Raw genomic sequence first — 21,283 nt, 5'->3', positions numbered from 1 at the left:
CCCCGCCGTCGGGCGCACCTTTTTATGAGAGCAAGCGGATAGCTGTGTCGTGAAGCGATACGCCGCCGCGCTCTCGTTGCTCGTTGCACTCCTCTGTGGGGCCGCTGCGGGACTCATCGAGAACGCCGAACTCGCGGCCGGGCTGGGCGAAGCGATGTCGATTGCCGTCGAGACGATCATCGTGCAGGGGCTGTTGGTCGCCGCCGTCGTGCTCGGCGTCCTCGGGGCGTACACGCTCGTGCTCGACTTTCTGCTGGACCGGACCACGGACAAGCGCCGCCAGCACAACCTCCGGAATATCACCCGATTCGTCTTCAGCATCGTCGGCATCATCGGGATGTTCGGGGTGCTGACACAGCAGTATCTCGGGTTGTTCTTCTCGTTGGGTATCGTCGGGTTCGCGGTCACCTTCGCGCTGCAGCAGCCGCTGTTCTCGCTGATCGGCTGGCTGTATATCATGATCAAACAGCCCTACAGCGTCGGTGACCGCGTGGAAATCGACGACTCGAAAGGCGACGTTGTCGAGGTCGATTTTCTGGTGACGACGCTGTGGGAGATCGGCGGCGATCTCGTTAGCTCGAACCAGCCCTCGGGGCGGGTGATCACGCTGCCGAACAGTGTCGTCCTCTCCTCGCACGTCCACAACTACTCCTACCGCGAGTTCCCCCACGTCTGGAACGAACTCTCGATTCAGGTCGCCTACGAGACCGATCTGCAGTTCGCAGAGCAGGTGATGATCGAGGAAGCCGACGACTACCTCGGCGACGAGATGGAGCAGGCGATCGAGCAGTACCGGAAGAACCTGGCACAGACGCCGGTCGAACTCGAAGTACGAGAACGCCCGACGGTGAACGTCACGCAGAAAGAGTCGTGGGTCGAACTCCGACTGCGGTATCTCGTGCATCCGCGACGGGGCCAGCGGGTCCGGAACGAACTCTACGAGCGCATCCTCGCGCGGATGAACGAACACCCCCAGCGCGTCGCGTTCCCGGTGAGCCGGAATCGCTAACCCACCACCTGTGTGAACCGCGCTCGCTCTGCTCGCGCGGAAATTCGATCTTTCTGTCTCTTAGGCTGTCGCTTCGGCGACTTTCTCGATCGCGATTTCCATCGTCACGCCTTCGACCTCCCACTCCTTGCGGTGGCCGTCCTCGACGGTACCGAACTCGCCCCGGACTTCCTGGGCGATCAGGTCCTCGTGCTCGCGGACGAGGTCAGCGACGCGGTCGTCGGCGATGTCGAGATCCAGTCGGATGCCGGCCTGGATGTCCAAATCGAGATCTTTCCGCATCTCCTGAACGCGGCGGATGACCTCGCGGGCGTAGCCCTCGCTCTCGATGTCGTCGGTGAGTGTCGTGTCGACGTAGACCTGGCCGCTGATCTGCTCGTCGTCCTCGCTGACGGCGAACTCGGCGTTCGAGACGCCCTCTGGGAGTTCCTGTACTGGTTCGACCATCGACGCGTCGAGGTCGGCGTCGATGCCGGTCTCGTTCGCGATAGCTTCTTCGAGCAGCGCGAGATCCCAGCGGTCGACGCGGGAGTCGTTGAGCGCGTTCATCACGCGGCCTGCGTCGTCGCCGAAGGCGGGACCGAGTTCGCTCATGTCCGCCTCCGCGGAGTAGGCGAGTTCGTCCCAGTCCTCCTCGGGGCCGACGATTTCGATGGCACGCGCGTTGAGTCGCTCTCGGAGCAGGGCCCGCTGTGCGTCGACGGCCTCGGCGACCTCTTCGCTCGGAGCGCTGACGACCGCTCGCGCGATCGGCCAGCGGAGTTTCCGCTCGGCCTGCTGGCGGGCGGCAGAGCCGGCCTGTTCGACCTCACGAACGATATCGATCTCTCGCTCCAACTGCGGATCGCGCAGATCCGCGTCGGCCTCGGGCCAGTCGCACATGTGGACCGTCGGGTGGCCGGCGTCACCCGTCAGCGCGTCGTAGATCTCCTCGGCGATGAACGGAGTGAAGGGCGCGAACAGCGCGGCGACTTCCTCCAGGACGCGATAGAGCGTCGCGTAGGCGGCCTGCTTGGAGGCGGAGTCGCTCTCCTCCCACATCCGCTCGCGGACGACCTGGATGTAGAACCGCGAGACGTCCTCGACGACGAACTGGAGCAGTTCGTCGACGGCCTTGTCGTTCTCGAAGTTGTCCATGTGCTCGGTCATTGCCGCCTCGACGCTCTGCAGGCGCGAGAGCACCCACTCGTCGACGAGTTCGAGGTCGTCCTGGACCACCTCGACAGTAGTCCCGTCGGCGGCTTCGCCGCCTCCGTTTCGTTGCGCTTTCAGCGCAACGCTCTCGGGGTCGAACTCGTCCGCTCGCATGTACGGCAGCGGGAAGCGGGCGACGTTCCAGAGGATGTTCAGGCGGCGCTGCATCTCGCTGGTCTCCTCCCAGGAGAAGTTCATGTCCTCGCCCTGGGCGGTCACCGACAGCAGGAACAGCCGCATCGGGTCGCGGCCGTGCTCGTCGATGACCTCGTGTGGGTCGATGAAGATCCCCTTCGATTTGGACATCCCGCGGCCGTCGGGCATGTTGGCGTAGCCGTGCATTAGCACCTGTTCGTACGGGATTTCACCCATCGCCGCGGTCGCCATTCCGAGCTGTGACCAGAACCAGCCGCGGGTCTGGTCGTGCGCCTCCATGATGAGGTCGGCCGGCCACAGTTCCTCGAAGTCGGCCTCCTCTTCGGGGTAATCGAGCGTGCCCCACGAGGCCACCGAGGAGTCGAGCCACACGTCGAAGACGTCGCCGACGCGGGTGTAGGTGGTCCCGTCCTCGGTGATCGTGATCTCGTCGACGGTGCCTTTGTGCAGGTCGACCGTCTCGGGATCGATCTCCTGATCGGCCCGCTCGGCGAGTTCCTCGCGGTCGCCGACGACGATCACGTCGTCCATCGATCCGTCCCAGTCTTCTGGCGTCCAGATCGGGATCGGGATTCCCCAGTACCGCTGGCGGGAGACGTTCCAGTCCGGCGCTTCCTCGACGAAATCCCGGAACCGGTTGTCCCGCGCCCAGGAGGGATACCACTCCGAGTCCTCGATGTTCTCCAGTAGCTGGTCTTTGATGTCGGTGATGGTGATGAACCACTGGTCGGTGACGATCCGGACGATATCGGTGTCACACCGCCAGCACTGCCCCTCGCGGACGCTCGTCTGGTCGTCTGCGAGCAGGTGGCCCTTCGCGTCGAGGTCGTCGATGATCTCGTCGTTGGCGTCGCGGACGAACGTCCCGGCGTACTTGCCGGCGTCGTCGTTGTACCGGCCGTCGCTGTCGACCGGACAGAACACCTCGAGATCGAGTTCCTGTCCGCGCTCGAAGTCCTCCTCACCGTGGCCGGGGGCGGAGTGGACCAGGCCCGTACGGTCGGCTTCGACGTACTCGGCGGTGTAGACCTGTCCCGACCCCTCGGCGCTCGCGTGGTTCGGCACCTCCTCGGCGAGTGGGTGGTCGTACTCCCAGCCGACCATCCCCTCGCCGCTGATCTCCTCGACAATCTCGTAGTCCTCGTACCGCCCCTCCTTCAGTACGTCCTCGACGACCGCCTCCGCGACGTAGAGGCGCTCGGTCTCGCCGTCTTTCTCGGCGTCGACGCCGACGTAATCGAGGTCGCCGTCGACGGCGACGAAGGTGTTTGCGACGATAGTCCACGGCGTCGTCGTCCAGATGACGAGATTGCCCTCACGGTCGGCGAGGGGGAATTTGACGTAGATCGACGGCTTGTGGACCTCGTGGTACTCGACTTCGTTGTTGGCGATTGCGGTCTCACACCGGGGGCACTGGTTGATCGAGCGTTTGCCCTGTTCGACGAGACCGCGCTCGTGGGCCTGCTCGAAGCCCCACCAGGCGGCTTCCATGTACTCGGGGTTTACAGTTTTGTAGGGGTTCTCCCAGTCCATCCAGACCCCGAAGTCCTGGAAGTCTTCCTGCAGGCCCTCCAACTGCTCCTCGGCGAAGGCCTTGCACTCCTCGATAAAGGCCTCCTCACCGAACTCCTCGATGTCTTTCTTGTTCTCGAAGTCCAACCGTTCCTCGACTTTCGTCTCGATTGGGAGGCCGTGCATGTCGTAGCCCGGCCGATCGGTCACGTCGTACCCCTTCATCCGGTGATAGCGGATGTAGGCGTCTTTCAGCGTCTTGTTCCAGGTCGTCCCCATGTGTGCCGCGCCGGAGGTGTACGGCGGCCCGTCGACGAAGAAAAACGTCTCCTCGTCGGCGCGGTGTTCGACGGTCTGTTCGTAGGCGTCGACCGCGTCCCAGTGCTCGAAGACCCGGTCTTCGACCGCCTCAGGCTCGTACTGGTCTGTCACGTCCTCGAATCGGTCGTGACCCCCAGTCTGCTCGTCGCTCATACACGATGTATCCGGCGGCGGGATTAAAGGACAATCGGTTGTATGTGAGCGATTCTGAGCGTTTCGAGGGAGACAATTTTTGCGTGTACGGCCCCTACGACTGTTGTGAGCGACTACGACTCCGTTTTGATCTACGACGGCGAGTGTCCGTACTGCTCGGTCGCCGCCCGGGCGCTCGAAGAGATCGACGACATCGGTGCGATTTCGTGGTACGACGACGCCGCGCAGTCGTTTCTGCGGGCGCAGTTCGGGGAGACGCCCTTCGCGATGGTGTTAGTCGACTCCCGCGAGCGGCGGGTGTACGCCGGGAAGGCCGCGGCCGAGGAACTGACACAGCGGGCCGGACTGCCGGGGCTGGCCGGCTCGCTCGTCCGGGAGAACTACGAAGCGATTGCGAAGGTCGTCGGACTGGCCAGCGGTCGCGGCCGCGACCCCGACGACGTGCACGAGCGGTACAGGCTGACGGAGGAAGCCGCGGCGGCGTTCGAGACGCTCACTGCGGAGGCCGTCGACCGGGACATCCGTGCCGACGCCTGATCAGTGCTCGCTCTCTGGGGACTCCGCGGCCTCGGTCAGCCGCCAGCGTCTGGTCCCCTTGTGTGTGTTGAATCCGACGAGGCCCTTGAGCGCGAGCTGCTGGAGGTGAACGGTGACGTACGGTTTCGGTGCATCGAGCGCGGCCGACACCCGAGCCGTCGATACGGCCGTCCCCTCGCACTCGGCCAGGGCTGTGAGCACCTCGTCGTTCGTCCGTGGCTCGACCGACATACCCGCTACGTGGGCCTGACCCTACCAAAACGTATCGCCCGCTCTGGACGACCGCCCCCGTGGTTTTCAAGACGGTCGATGACATAGCTGTCAACAGCGATGCAAAAGAGCGCCCTCCGCCTTTTTGTGAGCCTCTACACCGGGCTGCTGGCCGCCCCCGTCGGGACGTACGTCGGCGACTCGACGCCGGTGGTGCTCGCCGGTGGGTTGGTCGGTGGAGCGGTGGTCGGCGGGGTGCTGGTCTGGGATCACGACCCCACCGACTGGCTTCGAGGCTGGCGAGTCCCCGCTCTGGCAGGACTGCCGGCGGTGTGGCTGGGTCCGATTCTCCGCGGGCTCCCAGCCAGCGAACCCGCTCCCTGGGCCGCCTTTCTCGGCGTCGCCGCGCTCGTCCCGGGGCTGCTCGCAATCGCGCTCGCGGCCCACGCTCGGCGTCGTGACCGCCTCGCCGGGGCGACGACCCACGTCACGTTCACCGTCCGGCCAGCGCCGGGAGTCAGACGCCAACGCAAACTGGGCGTCGGCGTAGTCCTCGGTATGAGTCTGCTCGTGGCCGTTGGATTCCCCCTCGTCCTCGGCGAGACGATCTCGCCGACGGACGTTCTCTGGCTCTCACCGTCGCTACCGGTCTGGTTCGTGATCTTTCAGGACAGCGACGGCCGAGAGGTCGCCGTCACGAGCGAAGGGCTCCGGGTCGAACAGGCCTTGCACGACTGGGAGACCTTCGAGGGATACGAGCGGAGTGACGACGCCCTGCGGCTCACGCGCTCACAGTGGTACCAGTCGACGTTTGCCTTCGACACCAGCGATATCGACGACCCCGACGCGGTAGTCGAAGCGCTCGGGCGGTATCTCCCGCCGGCATAGGGCCGACTGTCGTCGCGTCTCCGCCGAAGAGTGCTGAGACGGACCCGCGCGTACGCCGCTCGGCACTCGTCTCAGGCGATGTCGCGGTCCTCGTCCGCCCAGTGGCGGTCCCGCAGGGCGACCTTGTCGTGTTTTCCGTACGGCGTCTTGGGAATCTCCTCGACGAACTCGACGGATTTCGGTGTCTTGTAGTCGGCGAGGCGCTCGTCGGCGTACGACCGGATCTCCCCTGCGCCGACTCCGTCGGCGACGACGACCGCGTGGACCGCCTCACCCCACTCGTCGTGCGGGACCCCGATGACGGCGACCTCCGCCACGTCGGGGTGGCCGGCGATGGCCTCCTCGACCTCCGTCGAGTAGACGTTCATTCCGCCGGTGATAATCACGTCGCTCTCGCGGTCGAGCAGGTAGACGTAGCCGTCCTCGTCGCGCTTGCCGACGTCGCCGGTGTGGACCCAGCCGTCGGTGATCGTCTCGGCGGTCTTCTCCGGCCGCTGGAAGTACTCCTCCATCGCGTACGGTGCCGTCGCGAGGATCTCCCCCTCCTCGCCGGGCGGGAGTTCCTCGCCGGTCTGGATATCGACGATTTTCACCTCGGAGGTGAGACAGACCGTGCCGGCGGAACTCAGCCGCTCCTCCGGCCCCGATTCGACGGCCCGGGCGTGTTCTTGCTTCCCGAAGGTGGTGATGAGATTTGGCACCTCGGTCTGGCCGTAAAACTGCAGAAAGACCGGACCGAAAGCGTCGATCCCCTCGCGCAGTCGGGCCGGCGTCATCGGGGCGGCACCGTAGACCAGCGTCGACAGCGACGAGGTGTCCGTCGAGTCGAGCGCGTCGTGATCGAGCAGCCGATAGATCATCGTCGGCACCATGAACGTCCACGTCACACCGTGGTCCTCGATGGCGTGCAACGCGGTTCCCGGCTCGAACTCCTCCTCGATGATCGCGTGGGCACCGGTCAGCAGTCCTGCCCAGAGGAACAACCCCGCCGAGTGCGGCAGCGGCGTCAGCAACAGCAGCGTCTCGTCGCCCGAGACGCCGAGTTCCGCGATGTGGGCGTACTGGTTCAGCGCCATCGACTCGTGGGTCTGCAAGACGCCTTTGGGCTTGCCAGTCGTGCCGCCGGTGTAGTAGTGGCCCTGAATGTGGTCGCCGTCGACCGGACGCTGGGGCGGATCGACCGCCGAGCCGTCCAGCGCATCGAAGGCCTCGACGCCCTCCGGGAGCGATGGGCCGTCGCTGACGCCGATTACCGTCTCCAGTTCCGGAAGCTCTCCGGCGAGGTCGGCGACCGTCTCGACGAACTGCGGGCCGGCGACGACCGTTCCGGCCCCGGCGTCGTCGAGCATATACCGGAACTCCTCGGCGGTGAGCATGTCGTTCAGCGGGAGTCGGGTCGCCCCGGCCTTGCACAGCGCCAGGTCGGCGATGACGAACTCCAGGCGGTTGGACATGAGCAACGCGACCCGGTCCTCCCGCTCGACACCGCGCTCGACGAGGCCGTGGGCGACGGCGTTGGCGCGGCGGTCGAGTTCGGCGTAGGTGGCCGTCTCGCCGTCGACCGTGATCGCGTCACGTTCGGCGTACTTGTCGAGGGCGGCCTCGAAGAGCGCTCGCAACGTCACTGCGTCCGCGGCCGTGTCTGCGGCCGTGAGTGTGTGCGAAGCCATCGTCGCGTTACTCCCTGTCCGGCGGCGTCCTGTCCTCCCACTCCTCGTAGAAGGCGTCGATGTCCGGGTCGAACGGTTTCAGCACTGGATAGCCCGCCGGAACGGCGTCGACATCGATCAGCGTGAAACACTCCGGGCAGAAGAACTCCCGGAGCTGGAACTGCCAGTCCGGCTCGGGCGTCATGTTCTCCGGATACAGCTCGCGCATCTCCGATTCGTCCTCGCGGACCCGGACCTTGCAGTACTCCTTCCAGTTGTCCGCCAGCGGGCCGAACTCGTGGCCGCACTCGCCTTTGACGACGCGGCCGTCCTCTGTGCCGACCGCGAAGAGGTGGTCGTTCAACGGGACGAGAATCGGCTCGTCGAACTCGACTTTTTCCTGGAGGATCTGTCTGGTCGTCTCGAAGCGGTCCGGATCCTTCGGGTCCGGGAGAACGTCGTTGCGTAGCTCCTCCCAGGACAGTTCGCCGTCGATGAGTTTCTCGATCTGTGTGGTGTCTGTCGACATAGTTATTCCTCGAAGGTGAACTCGGCAGGCAGTTCCCAGAAGTCGCGGAACGATTCGGCCCACTCCTCGGAGATGTCGAACACGCCCTCGTACATCCACTGAGCGGGTTCGCTCACGTCGCCCTCGCTGACGCGCTCGCGCTCGGACTCGTAGAACTCCTCGTAGTCGACGGCCTCCTCGCGGCGCTCCTCCATGAGTCGGTCGCGGGCGCGCTCGGTGGCGTCCTCGTCGACCGTGAACTCGCGGTCGTCCTCGTCGAACTCGCCGACGACGCCGTAGACGCTCTCGACCGTCTCGGGGGTGTAGATACCCTCCTCGACGTCTTCTTTGATCTTCTCGACGGGTCGGTCCAGCGGGTCCCCGTAGCCGGGGCCGCCGCCCATCTGGTAGTGGACCAGGTCGTAGTTCTCGTACTCCTCCGGGAAGTACAGCCCCTTCTCGCTGCGGCGGATGTCGCCGTCGATGTGCTCGTCGAACTCGCCGCTCGGGGAGTCCCCGACCGGGTACGGGTCGCGGTTCTCGAAGCGCTCTTGGATGTCGGTATCGTGGGCCCGCAGCGAGTAGTTCGTCGCGTTGGGGTAGCCGCCGGACATCCCGGAGGTGGTGAAGCCGACGCCCGGCACGACGTGTTTGTACAGCGAAACGTCGGCGCTGTTGTTGACCATCCGGATCCCTTCCCAGCCGGAGCCACCGCGGTACTTGCCGTGGCCGGCGGTGTCCGGTTTCATCTGGCGAGCGAGGAAGGGCAACCCCCACTCGATGAGTTCCCACTCCTCGACGTCGCCCATGTCGCTTTCGGGATTCCACATCGCGTAGCCGTGATCCAGCCCGTCCCGGACGGCGCTCGCGCCCAGCCCCTGACAGGAGTGCTCGAACGGCGAGACGGGGAAGTACTCGTCGGTGACCTCGTACTTCCCGCCGCCCTGCAGCGGGTCGCCGGTCTCGGAGTAGCCCGTGACGACCTCCTCCCGGAAGCCCCGCGCGAAGAAACCGCGGGAGACGTTCTTCCAGAAGGCGTTGTACGTCGGCATCAGCGACCCCCAGGAGGTGTGATAGGAGAGGCTCGGGTCCTGCGGGTTGACGATGCTCCCCTCGGGGTAGTTGGTATCGACCGCGAGGTAGGAGCCGTCGTTTACCTTCCCGTCGTGGAGCAAACACTGCGTGAGCGACACCCACAGGCCGCCCTCCATCGCGCCTTCGGCGCAGTTGTAGGCGTGCGGTCCGGGTGGGCTCGCGCCCTCCATGTCGAACTCGATGCCGCCGTCGGCGTCGATTTCGACCTCGACGGGGAGGTGGTTCAGCATGTCCTGTTTCGCCTGCGGCTTCCAGGCTTCGTCCTCGAAGGGGACCGGCATGAACGAACTATCGCGGTAGGTGCCGGGGAACAGCCGTTCCTCGACGCGGGAGTGCAGCGTCTGGCGGCCCTCCTCGACGGCCTCGCGCATGAACTGTTTGAACCGGTCCGCCCCGACGTCGTCGACCATCTCCTTGATGGCCTCGCGGATCATGTGACAGCCCGCGAGCCGGCACTTCTCGTCGAGGTCCCAGTACATCGGCGTGCGGACCGACCGCTGGCAGCGGTCACGCCAGTCCTGGTAGATCTTGTCGTTCTCTCCGATCTTCTCGCAGGTGGCGTACAGGCCGTCCTCGAAGCGGGTCGTGCTCGCCAGCTGGTCGTGGCCGCGGGTCATCCCGCCGATGTCGACCTGGTGGGTGACGCCGTCGACCCACGCGATCAGTTCGCCGTCCTCGAAGATGGGGACGATAGTGTGAACGTCCGTCGTATGGACGTTGCCGAGGTCGTTGTCGTTGTTACAGAAGATATCGCCCGGCTGGATGCCGCGGTCGTGTTCGTAGTCCTCCTCGATCATGTACTTGATCGCGAGGCTGCCGGTGTGGACGTGGACGATGATCCCCGTCGACAGCGCCACGCAGTCCCCTTCGGGCGTGTAGACCTGGAAACACAGCTCACCGATTTCGCGGACGATCGGTGAGGCCGAGACGTGCAGTGCGGTCTCGCGGGCGCTGACCAGCGCCCCCCGGAGCTGTGAGAACAGCTGTTCGTACTCGAACGGCTCCTCCGCTTTCATCTCCAGTTCGTCCAGCCCGCAGTACCGGCCGGTCTCCTCGGTCTGTCGTTCGCTCTGTTCGAGCATCTCGTACAGCGTCTGGCCGTCCCAGCCGATCGGCGGGTCGACCTGCTCGAAGTTGCGTTCGGTGCGATCGGACGTGTCTGCAGGTTTGCTCATGTTTCACCCAGGTGGAAAATGCGGTGTTCGTCGAGCGGTGCCTCGAAGCCCGGCGGGACGAGCATCGTCGTCGCGGGTGCCTCGACGACCGCGGGACCCTCGACGACGTTGCCGGCCTCCAGATCGTTCATCTCCCACAGCGCGGCCTCGTGCCACGCGCCGTCCCAGTAGATGTCCCGGTGGCCGCGGCCGGCGGCCTCCGGCGGCGTCTCGTCCCCGGGCTCTTCCTCCGGCAGCGCCGGACTCGGCGAGGGCGCGATACCGGTGCCGACGCCCATCGTGATCGTGTAGCCCTGCTCGGGGCTCTGGGCCGCCCGCTGGAAGACGCGAGCGAACTCCCGCTCGTAGACGTCGATGACGTCCGGGAGGTCGTCTGCCGCCAACTCGCCGTTCCAGATGTCACCGGGCAGAGTCACTTCGAGGTCGTCGAGCATCCCGGTGTACTGCATCCGCAGGGCGGGGACGAAGTCCATCTCCTCGGCGTCGATGCCGTCGCGCTCGAAGGCCGCGACCGCCTGCTCGCGCAGGTCGGTCAGCGCGTCGGTCAGCGCCGCCGCGACCTGTTCGGCGTTGCTCAGATCCGGCTGGAGCACCAGATCCAGCGAGCGGTCGTACCGGTAGGCGTAGTCGGCGGTCGCACAGCCAAACGCCGAGAACGCCGCCGCCCAGTCGGGGATGAGCACGTCCTTGAAATCCAGCGACTGCGTGTAGCCGGCGGCGTGCAGCGGTCCACCGCCCCCGTAGGAGGTCAGGTGGTAGTTCTCCGGCGAGTAGCCCAGCCCGAGGATCATCGCGTTCAGTTCGTTGGTCATGTTGCGCTCGACGATGTCGAGCACGCCCCGAGCGGTCTCGTGTGGGTCCTGATCGAGCGGGTCGGCGACCTGATCCTCGATGTACTCCCGGGCGCGGTCGACGTCGAGGTCGATCTTCCCGCCGAGGAAGTACTCGGGGTTGAGATAGCCGAGCATCGCCGTACAGTCGGTGACCGTCGGCGTGTCCAGCCCCGACTCCTCGTTGGCGACGCCGACCAGATACCCCGCCGAGTCGGGGCCGACCTCCAGCCGATTGGAGGCGCGGTCGACCCGGACGAAACTGCCCGTCCCGGAGCCGATGGTGTCCATCGCGGTCATCGGGATGTTGACCATGAACTGCGCGAGGCTCTGGTCCCAGCGGGTCGGGTAGTGTCCCTCGGTTATCAGCCCGACATCGAAGGAGGTCCCTCCGACGTCCGAGCAGACGAGGTTGTCGATGCCCAGTTTGTCGGCGAGAAACTCCCCGCCGAAGATGCCGCCGATCGGTCCGGAGATCATCGTCTCGACCAGCCAGTCGTGGTCCGGCGAGACGGTCCCGCCCGAGGAGGAGAGCACCCGAAACGGCGCGTCGGCGCCCTCCGCTTCGAGTTCGTCGCGGATGCCGTACAGTTGCTCGCGGGACGGTTCGACCGCGTACGCCTCCAGGATGAGGCTGTTCACCCGCGGTAGCTCCCCCCGGACGGGATTCTGCTCGCTGGACAGCCAGATCGGCACGTCCGCACCGCGCTCGTCGATGATCTCCTCCGCAATCTCCCGGACGCGCTGCTCGTGTTCGGGATTCTGGTAGGAGTAGACGAGCGAGACGCAGATCACCCGCACGTCCCGGTCCAGCAGGTCGTGGACGGCCTCCTCGACCTCCCCCTCGTACAGCGGAATCATCTCCTGGCCGAGATGGTCGATCCGCGAGCGGACGCCGCGGATGTTCTCCCGCGGAACGATCGGCTCGGGGTGTTCGTGCTCGCGGGCGTGAAGCCGCCCGGAGTAAGGCAGGTCGACCCACGACTCGATACCGCGACCGAATCTGTGGGTGTCCTCGAAGCCTCTGTTGGTGATGAGGCCGATATCCCCCTCGCCCTCGCGTTCGAGCAAGCGGTTCAGCATCGCGGTGCCGGAGTAGACCGTCCCCCGGATGGTGTCGGTCGACTCCTCTAAGGTCGTATCCCAGTACCCCAGCGCGTTCTGGAAGGAGTTCACGACGCCTTCCGCCTCGTACTCCGGGGTCGTCTGTGCCTTTCCGACGGTGTACTCACCGTTCTCGTCGACGACGAACGTGTCCGTCATTGTCCCCCCTGTGTCCAGCGCCAACAGCTCAGGATCGAATGTGGGTGTTGATGACAAGGTACCACCTCACGTCCCAACCCACCGCCGATTTGTCCTTAATAATAATGGACAACTGCGCTGATAGCCGCCGATATATATTCTCATTGAAATACCCCGGTCACACAGCGGCTGTCTCGCCACGGAACGAGCGCGTCAGCACTCAGTCCGTCCCGGCGACACCCGGGTGCTGTTCGCCGAACAGAAGCGCCAGGAGCGCGGCGGCCGAGCGGCGGAGCCGTTTGCTGAACGTCGACTGACTCACCCCCAGTTCGTCCGCCACCTCCTCGGCGGAGGCGGTCTGTGGAACGTCGAAGTAGCCGGTCCGGTAGGCGACTTCGAGCGTCCGGAGGTGTTCGGTCGGGACCGCGCCCTTCGCAGTCTGTTTGAGGCGGTCACTGCCGAGAATCGGCTCGACGCTGTCGACCTGTCTGACGCTGACTAGCTCGAAGGTGTCCCGGGCGGTTTCGATCTCGTCGGCAATCGTCTGGAGGTGGTCCCAGTCGTCGACGGTGACGGTACCGCTGAGGTGATGATCGTGCAGTCGAATCGCGTGCGGGATCGCCCGGTGCTCGGCGAGTAGCCGGGCGATACAGGGTTCGTCGTGGACCCGAACCAGCAGGAGCGCGGTGTCGGAGGCCGCCGAGTAGGAGTCGCTGTAGACGAGTTCGAGATCAGAAAGCTCCCGGACGCGTTCGACCGGCGGGCTGTCGAGGTCGCTGACAGTCAGATACGCCAGCCACTCCGTCCGGTCGGTCTGTAACACCGAGTCGAGGATCGTCGAACCCCCGTCGAGGGAGTCGTGGAGACGCCCGAGCAGATCCCCGGGTTCGGTCTCGAAGGTGATCCGGAGCATGTCAGCTACCAGTATGGATCTCGCAGCGCCTGCTTGTCGACTTTCCCGTACGGCGTCTCGGGCAACTGTCCGACGACGTCGATAGAGTGCAGCGGGCTGTCCGCGAGGGAGTCGCTGCAGACATCCCGCAGACTCTCGGGCGTGATCTCGGCGTCGTCCGCCGGAACGACGACGGCCTTGACGATCTGTTCGACCGCCTCCGAACGCCGCGTATCCGCCCCGTTTTCGGGCACGCCGATCACCGCGACCCGCCGCACGTCGGGGTGGCGCTGGATCGCGTTCTCGACGGTCGTCGAGAAGACCGGCTCGCCGTCGACGACGATCACGTCCTGAATCCGGTCGAGGACGTGGACGCGGCCGTCCTCGATCCGGCCGACGTCGCCGGTTCTGAGCCAGCCGTCGTCGGTGTACGCGCTCTGCTCGCCGACGTAGCCCGCGAGGGCGTACGGCGATCGGACGGCGATTTCGCCGACATCGGTCGCCCACTCCGCGTCGATATCGAGCAGCCGGATCTCGACCAACTGCGTCGGATAGCCGGCCGATTCGAGCGCCCCCTGTTCGGGGTCGTGGTCGCTTTTGGGCAACACCGTGATGAGATTTGGAACTTCGGTGAGCCCGTAGAACTGGAGGAAGATCCGTCCGAACTGCTCGACTCCGCGCTTGAGGATGGGGTCCGGGATCGGCGCAGCGCCGTAGGCGATCGTCTCCAGGGAGTCCGTGTCGGTCTCGGAGAGGCGTTCGTCCTCGACGACGGCCGCGATCATCGTCGGCACCATGAACGTCCACGTGATCTCCTCGCGCTCGATCGTCTCCAGAACTGTTTCGCTGTCGAACTCCTGCTGGAGGACCACCGTCGCGCCCTGTGTCAGTCCAGCGCGCGCGAACGGTTCCGCCGAGTGTGACAGCGGCGTCGTCAACAGCATCTGCTCGCCGCGGTTGATCTCCATCTCGTGTGTGTGCGCGTAGCAGTTCAGCGCCAGCGACCGGTGGGTGTGGACGACGCCTTTCGGGTCGCCGGTCGTACCGCTCGTGTAGTAGACGGCGGCCGTATCCTCCGGGGATGGAGACGGCTCCGGCAACACCGGGTCCGCGCTCGCGAGTAGCTCTTCGAGGTCGTGAAATCCGACCGGGATCGGCTCCTCGTCGGCCTGTGCGATGACGTGCTGAAACTCGTTTCGTTCGCGTTGTATCGCCTCGATCGTCTCGAAGAAGCGCTCGCCGACGACCAGTACGTCGATCGTCCCGGTCTGTGCTAGCTCGCGCACCTGCGTGTCGTCAAGTTTCTTGTTCAGCGGGACCACCGGCACCCCGGCGCGGACCGCGCCGGTGTGTGCGGTGATGAACTCCGGTCTGTTGTCCATGAGAATCCCCACCCGGTCGTCGACCGTCAGGCCGAGCGCGGCGTAGACGTCCGCGAAACGACGCGAGCGCTCGTCGAGTTCCGCGTAACTGAGCGTCTCCCCGGCGTGTCGAATCGCCGGTCGGTCCCCGTACCGTGCGAACGTACACTCGAACAGCCTGTCGAGCGTGAGCAGTTCGCTGTCCTCTCCCCCCTCCATACAGTCCACTAGAAACCGGTCACAGCCCAGATTGTTAACGTTTGCCACGAGCGGGGCCGTCGGGGGAAATCAGCGAGGGAGTCTATCGGCTACCTACCCGTGCGTCTGTTCTAGGAGGCCAGAGCAGCGGGCGGCCGGCTACCGGAGCCGGACCAGCCCGGCCAGCACACCCGCCGGACGGAGTTCCACGGCCTCCCCGAACAGCGCCGCGGTCGGTCGATCCGGCGCTGCCGCGGCTCCGACCACCGCGAGGACGGCGTCGCCGGTCCGGAGTTCGACGGTGATGCCTGCCTGCGCGGCGGTCTCTGCGAGGGCAGGTAGCAGAGTCCGCTGGTCGGCGGCGACGAGACACGCGCTCACCGACGGCGCGTGAACGACGACCCGATCCCCCTCCGAACTGACCGCGAAGCTCCGTCCGTCGATTTCGACGCCGAGGTTCGCCTCGACGTCGAGTCGGTCGCTCGTTCGCGGTAGCTCCCCGAGCGCGTCGGCGGCGTCGACCGCCATCAGTCCTGTTCTTCGGTCGTGATCCGGAGTTGACCGTCGACCCGCCAACGGGCGTGTTCGGCGTCCTCACCGGCCTTGCTCGGCACGTCGATCTCCATGTCGGTGAACTCGTAGGTGATCTCGGCACCGCGGCCGGTCAGCCGGTCGTAGAGGCTGATCGCCAGTTCCGGCCAGGTGGTCGTCTCGTCGATTCGCTCCTCCGGGTTGTCAGTCGTGCTCATACCCCCCTCTTAGGAAAACGCCAACTTATAGCTCAGCAATCATCTATTTTGTTACACGATCCGGCCGCGAATCAGGCTTCCTGCAGTTTGGCCTCGAACTTCTCGCGGACTTTCTCGACTTTCGGCTGTGCGTGCATCTGACAGTAGGCGTCGTTGGGGTTTTTCTCGAAGTAGTCCTGGTGTTTCTCCTCGGCCCGGTAGAAGGTGTCCAGCCGTTCGAGTTCGGTGACGACGTCGTCGTCGTACTCCTCGTCGAGGGCCTCGATGTACGCTTCGGCCTGCTCGCGCTGGTCCTCGCCGTGATAGAGGACGATCGAGCGGTACTGCGTCCCCACGTCCGGCCCCTGACGGTTCAACTGGGTCGGATCGTGGACCGCGAAAAAGACCTCCAGCAGTTCGTCGTACGCGATCACCTCGGGGTCGTACTCCACCTGGACGACCTCGGCGTGGCCGGTGTTACCGGAGCAGACCTCGCGGTAACTCGGGTCCTCCGTGTGGCCGCCGGCGTACCCCGAGACTGCCGCGGAGACGCCCTCCAGTTCCTTGAAGGCCGCTTCGACACACCAGAAACAACCGCCGCCGAACGTCGCTTTCTCGGACATACACGTAGTTAGGCCCGAATTCGTATGTATCTGTCTGCGCCGATGTCGACCGGAACAGTCGAGAGCCGCGACACCGAACGAACACCGATGGCGAGCTATCCGGATCCGGAGGACCGAAACGAACTCGCCGCGGACTGTCGGCGCTGTCCCGACCTCGTCGAGAGCCGCGAGTGTATCTCGTGGGGAAACGGCCCCCTCGACGCGACGGTGGTGGTCGTCGGCGAAGCCCCCGGCGCGGGCGCTCCCGACGCCGACCAGTGGCGCGGCGGCAACTGGACGGGACTGGCCTACACCTCCCGGCACTCAGGTCGGCGCGTCCGCGACCTACTGGCCGAGGCCGGATACGGCGGGGACTGCTACTTCACGAACGCGGTCAAGTGTTTTCCGGCAGACAGCGAAGACTCGAACCGGGAACCGACTGCCGACGAGCGGGCGAACTGCCGACCGTACCTCCGCGCCGAGATCGAGGAGGTCGAACCCGCGGTGGTCGTGCCCACGGGAAAGCACGCGACCCGGTCGGTCTTCGCACTCGACGGGATCGAACTCGACAGTTTTCTCGACGCGGTGCTGGAACCCGTCTCCTGCCCTACTCTCGGAACGACTGCACTGCCGCTGTTGCATCCCTCCTATCAGGACGTCTGGATTCCACAGATCGGCCACACGGAGCAGTCCTATCGCGAGGCGATCGGAGAACAGATCGACGGCCTCGTGGGGGGTCACCGCCAGTCGTAGACCGTGACGGCGCGGTCGGTCCGTGTCGAGCGGCCGTTCGGGTTCCGGCGCGGCCCGCCGTCCCGTCTGCGGGCAGCGAGCCCGTCTTTCGCGCCGCGAGCGAGGTTCGTCACCACGTCGCGGCCGGCGCCGAACCACTGCGAGGGGCGACTCTCGCCGCGGAAGACGGCCCGGAGTTCGGAGCCCGCGTCGCCCGCCGCGTGGCCGAGCAGTCGACGGAGCACCGTAGGCCGGAGGTTGTAGTTTTTCACGAGGCGGTAGGCGAGCGAGCGGTACTTCCACCCGCGGTCGACTTCGAGTTCACCGCCATCGGCCTCGACGCCGCGCGTGACGCTCATCTCCTCGGTCCACGTCGTGGTGAACTCGTTGCCGGCGAGGCGGTGGGCGAAGTCGCGGGCACCGCCGATCTGCAGATACTCGTCGAAGCCGTCGAGCGTCTCGCTCACCTCCCGCTGAAAGGCCATATTGCCCGCGTTCAGGAAGGTGATCGCCCGGCCGGCGATCTGGCGGTTCTCCGCCCCCCGGACGACGGCGCCGTCCGGCAGCGTCCGGGTCGGGCCGCTCACGACATCGGCGCGTTGCAGTCCCTCCCGGACGGCCGCACGCCAGCCCTCGGTGATCGACAGGGTGTGGTTGACCAGTGCGATCGTCTCGCCGTGTGCGCGGTCGATTCCGGCGTTCCGGGCGGCGTTGACCGTCCGGTCGGCCAGTTCGATCAGCACGTCCACGTCGTCGCGTTCGCGGATCATCCCGGTCGTGCCGTCGGCCGAGGGCCCGTTGACGACGAGCACTTCCGCGTCGGGGGCGTGTTCGGCGAGCGCGTCGAGACAGCCCGTCAGCTCGTCACGAGCGTTGAGCGTCGGGACGACGACGGACAGGTCCATATCCGACTCTACCGAGACGCTCGCATAAAAGACCGTGGGGAACGCCGGACTGTCGGGGCCGGCAACGTGTCAGAAGGGTGCTTCGACGTCGCCGCTGCTGCCGCCGCTGGCGTCGCCGCCGAACTCCACCGAGTCGGGGTCGACGCCGAGTTTCTCGGCCAGTTCGCCGCGCTCGTGAAGCTCTTCGAGGATGTCGCTGCCGCCGATGAACTCCCCGTCGACGAAGGTCTGTGGGATCGTCTCCCAGCCGCTGTGCTCGTTCAGCGCCTCGCGGAACGCCTCCAGGTTCTGGAGGGTGTCGACGGTCTCCACGCCGTCGGGCCCGAGATACTGCTGCAGGAGTGCGACTGCCTTCTTCGAGTAGCCACACTGCGGCATCCGGGCGTCGCCTTTCATGAACAGGACGACGTCCTCGGACGCGATTCTCTCGTCGACGAGATCCTCGACTTCGTCGGGACTCAGGTCTGGCTCCGTTGGATCGAACGTCATACTCTACACTGATAGCTCGGAGCGCAAAACGTTGGCGTTGGCGCCGGCGGCTCCGCCGGTGTGGCACTTTGCTTTGCTGGCCGGTGATATTTCGGTTCGGGATCGACACGTAGGAGTCGGTCAGGCCGTACGGGAGACGAGAAGGGTCACGGCAGTGGCTCTGTGGATAGCGTGCGAAAAAAGACGAAGGTGGTGTCGCGTTAGTTGCCGACTTCCATCGCTCGCTCGACGACGTCTTCGCCGTAGATGTCGGCGAGGTCGTCGTGCTGGTCGGGACGGTTCTCGTAGACGTCCTGGAACAGCGTGATCGGCGTCTGCAGGGCCTGGTAGGTCGCTTCGTCCCACATTCGGTCGGAGCTAATCTCGACCTCGACGCCGTCGATGCTGACGGTCGTCGCGCGGGTCATGGCGATTGCGCCCTGGCCGGCCTCCTTGGCGGCCTCGAACTCCTCCATGGAGTCGACGATGTCGTCGAGGCTCGGGACGTAGGCGGTCAGGTCGACCAGTTTCTCCTGTAGTTCCTCGTGGCTGAGGACGTGTTCGTCGCTACCGACGGTGAGGACGTACTCGTCGCCGTCCTCCTCCAGCGAAAGCTTGTCGCCGGTGTACGCCTGCACGTCGCCCTCGTCTTCGAGTTCGACCTCCTCGCCGTCCTCGTCGATGAGCCAGTAGCCCTCCTTCGGCGGGAGCGGGGCCTTGTTGGCCTCGACGACCTGGCCGGGGGTCAGCGACCAGATACCGATCTGGCCGACCGCCTGGTTCGCGGTCATTCGCTCGCGGTAGCCCGCAACGTCGCGGATGTCGTCGAACGGACCGTCGACGGCGATCAGGCCGGCCGCGCTCGCCGCTCGGGAGGTGTTGTGGCGCAGTTCGTGCCACTCCGGCAGTTCGCCGGTCGGCGTGATCGCGCGCATGTCCTTCGTGTAGTCGACCTCGCCGTCGACCAGCAGGAAGAGCCGTTCGAGGTTGTTCGAGGGCTTGCCAATCTCGTCGCGGAGACGGCCCATCTCCAGTTCGGCGGTGCCGCTCTCGATGATCACCGACATCGCGAGGCTCCCCTCTTCGAGGCCGTGCTCGTTTTCGACGATAGTGATGAACTCGTCGGCTTTCTTCCAGTCGTCGAGGTCGCCGACTTCCGGAATGACGAAGCCGTCGATGTTCTCGACAGCGCCGTTCTCGGGGTCGGCAATCTCGAGCATGTGCTGGAAGCCCTTGTAGCGTGTCTCGGGGCTGTCGCGGTGCCAGACGACGCGGGGGTGGATCTCGCCGGGGAACTCGTCGCCGTGCTCGGCGACGACTTCCGCGATGTTCTCCGCCCCCTCGTCGCGCATGTTCGGCGCGGTGGCGTCCTCGTTGTCCGGAACCCACACGTCCGGCGCTTCCATCCCGCGGAGCTGGATCGACTTCTTCAGCATCGCCGCGGTGTCATCTTTCTCGCTGTCCGCCGTCGGCGTCGTGAAAAACGTCCGCACGAACTTCCGGTCGTGGAGTCGCTTGTCAACACTCATGTTCACTCTGATTCTCGGGTGTATGACTGTTTTAGGTTTCGGTCTGTCCCCCGTTATATACCGGGTCGGAGGCCGGGGGCCGATCACTCCCGTTCGATGCTGACGTACCGGACCTCGATTTCGATAGTCGTCCCCGTCTCCGCTTCGACGCGGCGTTTGATCTCGCTCGCCAGTCCGGTCGCTGTCTCCCCCGGCGGGACGCCGACCGTGATGATCGCTCGTTCGGGCTCCTCGAACGGCACCGCGGAAGGGTACTCGACCTCGACGCTCAACTGCTCGATCTGCTGGTCGTTCTCCAACTGCTCGATCGCCGCGCTCGTCTCCTCCTGAATCCGTTCTTCGGTCGTCGCGCGCTGAAACGAGTCGACGGTGACACCGATGAGAAAGACCGACAGGACGGCGATTGCGACGGCGAGCGCGCCGACACGGACGGCCGTCGCCCGCTTGGCGTCCGAGCGCCGAAACCAGTGGTCCGGTCGGTAGCCGCTGTACCACAACACGACCAGCGCCGCGAGGTTGATCGAGAGCACGTTCACCGACACCAGCACCGCGGAACTGAGACTGACCATCGGCTGGCCCCACGCCAGTCCGATGCCGACCGTCGCCGCGGGCGGGATGAGCGCGACGGAGATCATCACGCCGACCAGCGCCGCCGAGACGCCGGTGGTGAGGCTGACGATGCCGGCGATCCCGGCCCCGATGGCGATGATCAACGAGAGGAAATCCGGCGCGACGCGCTCGCGGACCTCCGGAATCGTCGTCACGTCGGCCAGCGGCGGGACGAGATTGACCTGGCGAACGACGAACGCGAAGGCGAACGCGGTCGCGATTGCGAGCAGGATACCCGCAACCTGTAGCCGCACGCCGCGGGCGAACATCTCCTGATCGTCGACGACCGTCCCGACGCTCGCGGCCATCGCCGGACCGACCAGCGGCGCGATCACCATCGACCCGACGACGACGGCCGGCGAGTTCAGCAACAGCCCTGCCGTCGCGATCAGCGCGCTGACGATAGTCATGATCGCGTACGTCCGCGTCGACGGCGCGAGGCTGGCTGCCGCCGAGACGAGTTCGTCACGGGCGATCTGATCCTCGTCCGGCTCCTCGGAGTACCGCTCTTCGAGTTGGTCGAACTTCCGGGAGACGACCGTGTTGGCCTCCATGACGACGGTATAGGAGCTGTCGTCCAGTCCGGCATCCCGGAGTGATTCGAGTACCGGCTCGACGGCGTTCGTCGGCAGCGGAATGTAGACGATACCGGCGTACTCCCGGCCGCTGGTCTCGTCTGCGACGACGTAATCGATGTCCTCGCCGTCGAGCGTCGAGAGCAGGGTCTCCCGTTTCCCCGAGGGGATCGTGATCTGGACGAGACGCACGTCTGCATCTCAC

19 protein-coding genes are annotated in these 21,283 nt (G+C 65.6%); 4 read left to right on the top strand and 15 right to left on the bottom strand.

All coding sequences use genetic code 11. The annotated features are described in order from the left end of the window. The first annotated feature begins 49 nt into the window (after positions 1 to 49). Complete coding sequence (locus GRX03_RS02035) at positions 50 to 1,009, top strand: mechanosensitive ion channel family protein (protein WP_394351721.1); 960 nt, start codon at positions 50 to 52, stop codon at positions 1,007 to 1,009. A gap of 60 nt (positions 1,010 to 1,069) precedes the next feature. Here GRX03_RS02035 and ileS read toward each other — a convergent pair whose 3' ends face one another. Next, positions 1,070 to 4,345: an isoleucine--tRNA ligase gene (ileS, locus tag GRX03_RS02030; RefSeq protein ID WP_159762522.1), complete on the bottom strand. Its 3,276-nt coding sequence runs from the start codon at positions 4,343 to 4,345 to the stop codon at positions 1,070 to 1,072. 105 nt (positions 4,346 to 4,450) lie between these two features. Between ileS and GRX03_RS02025 the strand changes: the two genes are divergently transcribed. After that, positions 4,451 to 4,882 (top strand): DCC1-like thiol-disulfide oxidoreductase family protein, encoded by a 432-nt coding sequence (locus GRX03_RS02025; RefSeq protein WP_368277901.1) that lies wholly within the window; start codon positions 4,451 to 4,453, stop codon positions 4,880 to 4,882. On the opposite strand, the gene GRX03_RS02020 is transcribed toward GRX03_RS02025, so the two are convergent. Beyond that, positions 4,883 to 5,113, bottom strand: a complete 231-nt coding sequence (locus tag GRX03_RS02020) for a hypothetical protein (RefSeq protein ID WP_159762521.1) — start codon at positions 5,111 to 5,113, stop codon at positions 4,883 to 4,885. It abuts the gene before it with no gap. A 126-nt stretch (positions 5,114 to 5,239) separates the two neighbouring features. Here GRX03_RS02020 and GRX03_RS02015 point away from each other — a divergent pair, with 126 nt between their 5' ends. Further along, entirely contained in the window at positions 5,240 to 5,980 is a 741-nt protein-coding gene (locus tag GRX03_RS02015; RefSeq protein ID WP_159762520.1) for a hypothetical protein, read from the top strand. Positions 5,981 to 6,051: 71 nt separating this feature from the next. Here GRX03_RS02015 and GRX03_RS02010 read toward each other — a convergent pair whose 3' ends face one another. The 9 genes from GRX03_RS02010 to msrA form a co-directional block, all read right to left on the bottom strand. Beyond that, positions 6,052 to 7,650, bottom strand: coding sequence for a class I adenylate-forming enzyme family protein (locus GRX03_RS02010; RefSeq protein ID WP_159762519.1), 1,599 nt, complete (start codon positions 7,648 to 7,650; stop codon positions 6,052 to 6,054). A 7-nt stretch (positions 7,651 to 7,657) separates the two neighbouring features. Next, complete coding sequence (locus tag GRX03_RS02005; RefSeq protein WP_159762518.1) at positions 7,658 to 8,158, bottom strand: acetone carboxylase subunit gamma; 501 nt, start codon at positions 8,156 to 8,158, stop codon at positions 7,658 to 7,660. A gap of 2 nt (positions 8,159 to 8,160) precedes the next feature. After that, positions 8,161 to 10,407: a hydantoinase B/oxoprolinase family protein gene (locus GRX03_RS02000; RefSeq protein WP_159762517.1), complete on the bottom strand. Its 2,247-nt coding sequence runs from the start codon at positions 10,405 to 10,407 to the stop codon at positions 8,161 to 8,163. Beyond that, a complete protein-coding gene (locus GRX03_RS01995) occupies positions 10,404 to 12,524 on the bottom strand; it encodes a hydantoinase/oxoprolinase family protein (protein WP_267902751.1) in 2,121 nt (706 codons plus the stop codon). Before GRX03_RS01995 ends, GRX03_RS02000 begins: the two co-directional genes overlap by 4 nt. A 175-nt stretch (positions 12,525 to 12,699) precedes the next feature. Further along, positions 12,700 to 13,392, bottom strand: coding sequence for a helix-turn-helix domain-containing protein (locus GRX03_RS01990; RefSeq protein ID WP_159762515.1), 693 nt, complete (start codon positions 13,390 to 13,392; stop codon positions 12,700 to 12,702). Positions 13,393 to 13,397: 5 nt separating this feature from the next. Then, complete coding sequence (locus GRX03_RS01985; protein WP_159762514.1) at positions 13,398 to 14,951, bottom strand: AMP-binding protein; 1,554 nt, start codon at positions 14,949 to 14,951, stop codon at positions 13,398 to 13,400. Positions 14,952 to 15,089: 138 nt separating this feature from the next. Continuing rightward, complete coding sequence (locus tag GRX03_RS01980) at positions 15,090 to 15,458, bottom strand: hypothetical protein (RefSeq protein WP_159762513.1); 369 nt, start codon at positions 15,456 to 15,458, stop codon at positions 15,090 to 15,092. Next, complete coding sequence (locus tag GRX03_RS01975) at positions 15,458 to 15,679, bottom strand: hypothetical protein (RefSeq protein WP_159762512.1); 222 nt, start codon at positions 15,677 to 15,679, stop codon at positions 15,458 to 15,460. Before GRX03_RS01975 ends, GRX03_RS01980 begins: the two co-directional genes overlap by 1 nt. A gap of 71 nt (positions 15,680 to 15,750) precedes the next feature. Next, positions 15,751 to 16,281, bottom strand: coding sequence for a peptide-methionine (S)-S-oxide reductase MsrA (gene msrA / locus GRX03_RS01970; RefSeq protein WP_159762511.1), 531 nt, complete (start codon positions 16,279 to 16,281; stop codon positions 15,751 to 15,753). Between the two features lie 87 nt (positions 16,282 to 16,368). Here msrA and GRX03_RS01965 point away from each other — a divergent pair, with 87 nt between their 5' ends. After that, positions 16,369 to 17,013, top strand: a complete 645-nt coding sequence (locus tag GRX03_RS01965; RefSeq protein WP_159763162.1) for a uracil-DNA glycosylase — start codon at positions 16,369 to 16,371, stop codon at positions 17,011 to 17,013. On the opposite strand, the gene GRX03_RS01960 is transcribed toward GRX03_RS01965, so the two are convergent. The 4 genes from GRX03_RS01960 to GRX03_RS01945 form a co-directional block, all read right to left on the bottom strand. Then, on the bottom strand, positions 16,998 to 17,897 hold the full coding sequence (locus GRX03_RS01960) for a glycosyltransferase family 2 protein (RefSeq protein WP_159762510.1): 900 nt from the start codon (positions 17,895 to 17,897) through the stop codon (positions 16,998 to 17,000). The two genes, GRX03_RS01965 and GRX03_RS01960, sit on opposite strands and share 16 nt — an antisense overlap. A gap of 69 nt (positions 17,898 to 17,966) precedes the next feature. Beyond that, entirely contained in the window at positions 17,967 to 18,386 is a 420-nt protein-coding gene (locus tag GRX03_RS01955; protein ID WP_159762509.1) for a glutaredoxin family protein, read from the bottom strand. Positions 18,387 to 18,586: 200 nt separating this feature from the next. Further along, positions 18,587 to 19,894, bottom strand: coding sequence for a malate synthase AceB (aceB, locus tag GRX03_RS01950; RefSeq protein WP_159762508.1), 1,308 nt, complete (start codon positions 19,892 to 19,894; stop codon positions 18,587 to 18,589). A gap of 83 nt (positions 19,895 to 19,977) precedes the next feature. Further along, positions 19,978 to 21,270: a TIGR00341 family protein gene (locus GRX03_RS01945; RefSeq protein WP_368277900.1), complete on the bottom strand. Its 1,293-nt coding sequence runs from the start codon at positions 21,268 to 21,270 to the stop codon at positions 19,978 to 19,980. Positions 21,271 to 21,283 lie beyond the last annotated feature (13 nt).

The sequence above is a fragment of the Halovenus carboxidivorans genome (assembly GCF_009831575.1).
Lineage (GTDB): Archaea > Halobacteriota > Halobacteria > Halobacteriales > Haloarculaceae > Halovenus > Halovenus carboxidivorans.
Note: the sequence above shows the minus strand (reverse complement) of the source record. Positions and strands in the feature narration are given on the sequence as shown.

Excerpts from the sequence above, each read along its gene's own strand:
- ileS (WP_159762522.1), bottom strand. The coding sequence starts at position 4,345 with ATGAGCGACGAGCAGACTGGGGGTCACGACCGATTCGAGGACGTGACA.
- GRX03_RS02020 (WP_159762521.1), bottom strand. The coding sequence starts at position 5,113 with ATGTCGGTCGAGCCACGGACGAACGACGAGGTGCTCACAGCCCTGGCC.
- GRX03_RS02010 (WP_159762519.1), bottom strand. The coding sequence starts at position 7,650 with ATGGCTTCGCACACACTCACGGCCGCAGACACGGCCGCGGACGCAGTG.
- GRX03_RS02005 (WP_159762518.1), bottom strand. The coding sequence starts at position 8,158 with ATGTCGACAGACACCACACAGATCGAGAAACTCATCGACGGCGAACTG.
- GRX03_RS02000 (WP_159762517.1), bottom strand. The coding sequence starts at position 10,407 with ATGAGCAAACCTGCAGACACGTCCGATCGCACCGAACGCAACTTCGAG.
- GRX03_RS01990 (WP_159762515.1), bottom strand. The coding sequence starts at position 13,392 with ATGCTCCGGATCACCTTCGAGACCGAACCCGGGGATCTGCTCGGGCGT.
- GRX03_RS01985 (WP_159762514.1), bottom strand. The coding sequence starts at position 14,951 with ATGGAGGGGGGAGAGGACAGCGAACTGCTCACGCTCGACAGGCTGTTC.
- GRX03_RS01980 (WP_159762513.1), bottom strand. The coding sequence starts at position 15,458 with ATGGCGGTCGACGCCGCCGACGCGCTCGGGGAGCTACCGCGAACGAGC.
- GRX03_RS01975 (WP_159762512.1), bottom strand. The coding sequence starts at position 15,679 with ATGAGCACGACTGACAACCCGGAGGAGCGAATCGACGAGACGACCACC.
- msrA (WP_159762511.1), bottom strand. The coding sequence starts at position 16,281 with ATGTCCGAGAAAGCGACGTTCGGCGGCGGTTGTTTCTGGTGTGTCGAA.
- GRX03_RS01965 (WP_159763162.1), top strand. The coding sequence starts at position 16,369 with ATGGCGAGCTATCCGGATCCGGAGGACCGAAACGAACTCGCCGCGGAC.
- GRX03_RS01960 (WP_159762510.1), bottom strand. The coding sequence starts at position 17,897 with ATGGACCTGTCCGTCGTCGTCCCGACGCTCAACGCTCGTGACGAGCTG.
- GRX03_RS01955 (WP_159762509.1), bottom strand. The coding sequence starts at position 18,386 with ATGACGTTCGATCCAACGGAGCCAGACCTGAGTCCCGACGAAGTCGAG.
- aceB (WP_159762508.1), bottom strand. The coding sequence starts at position 19,894 with ATGAGTGTTGACAAGCGACTCCACGACCGGAAGTTCGTGCGGACGTTT.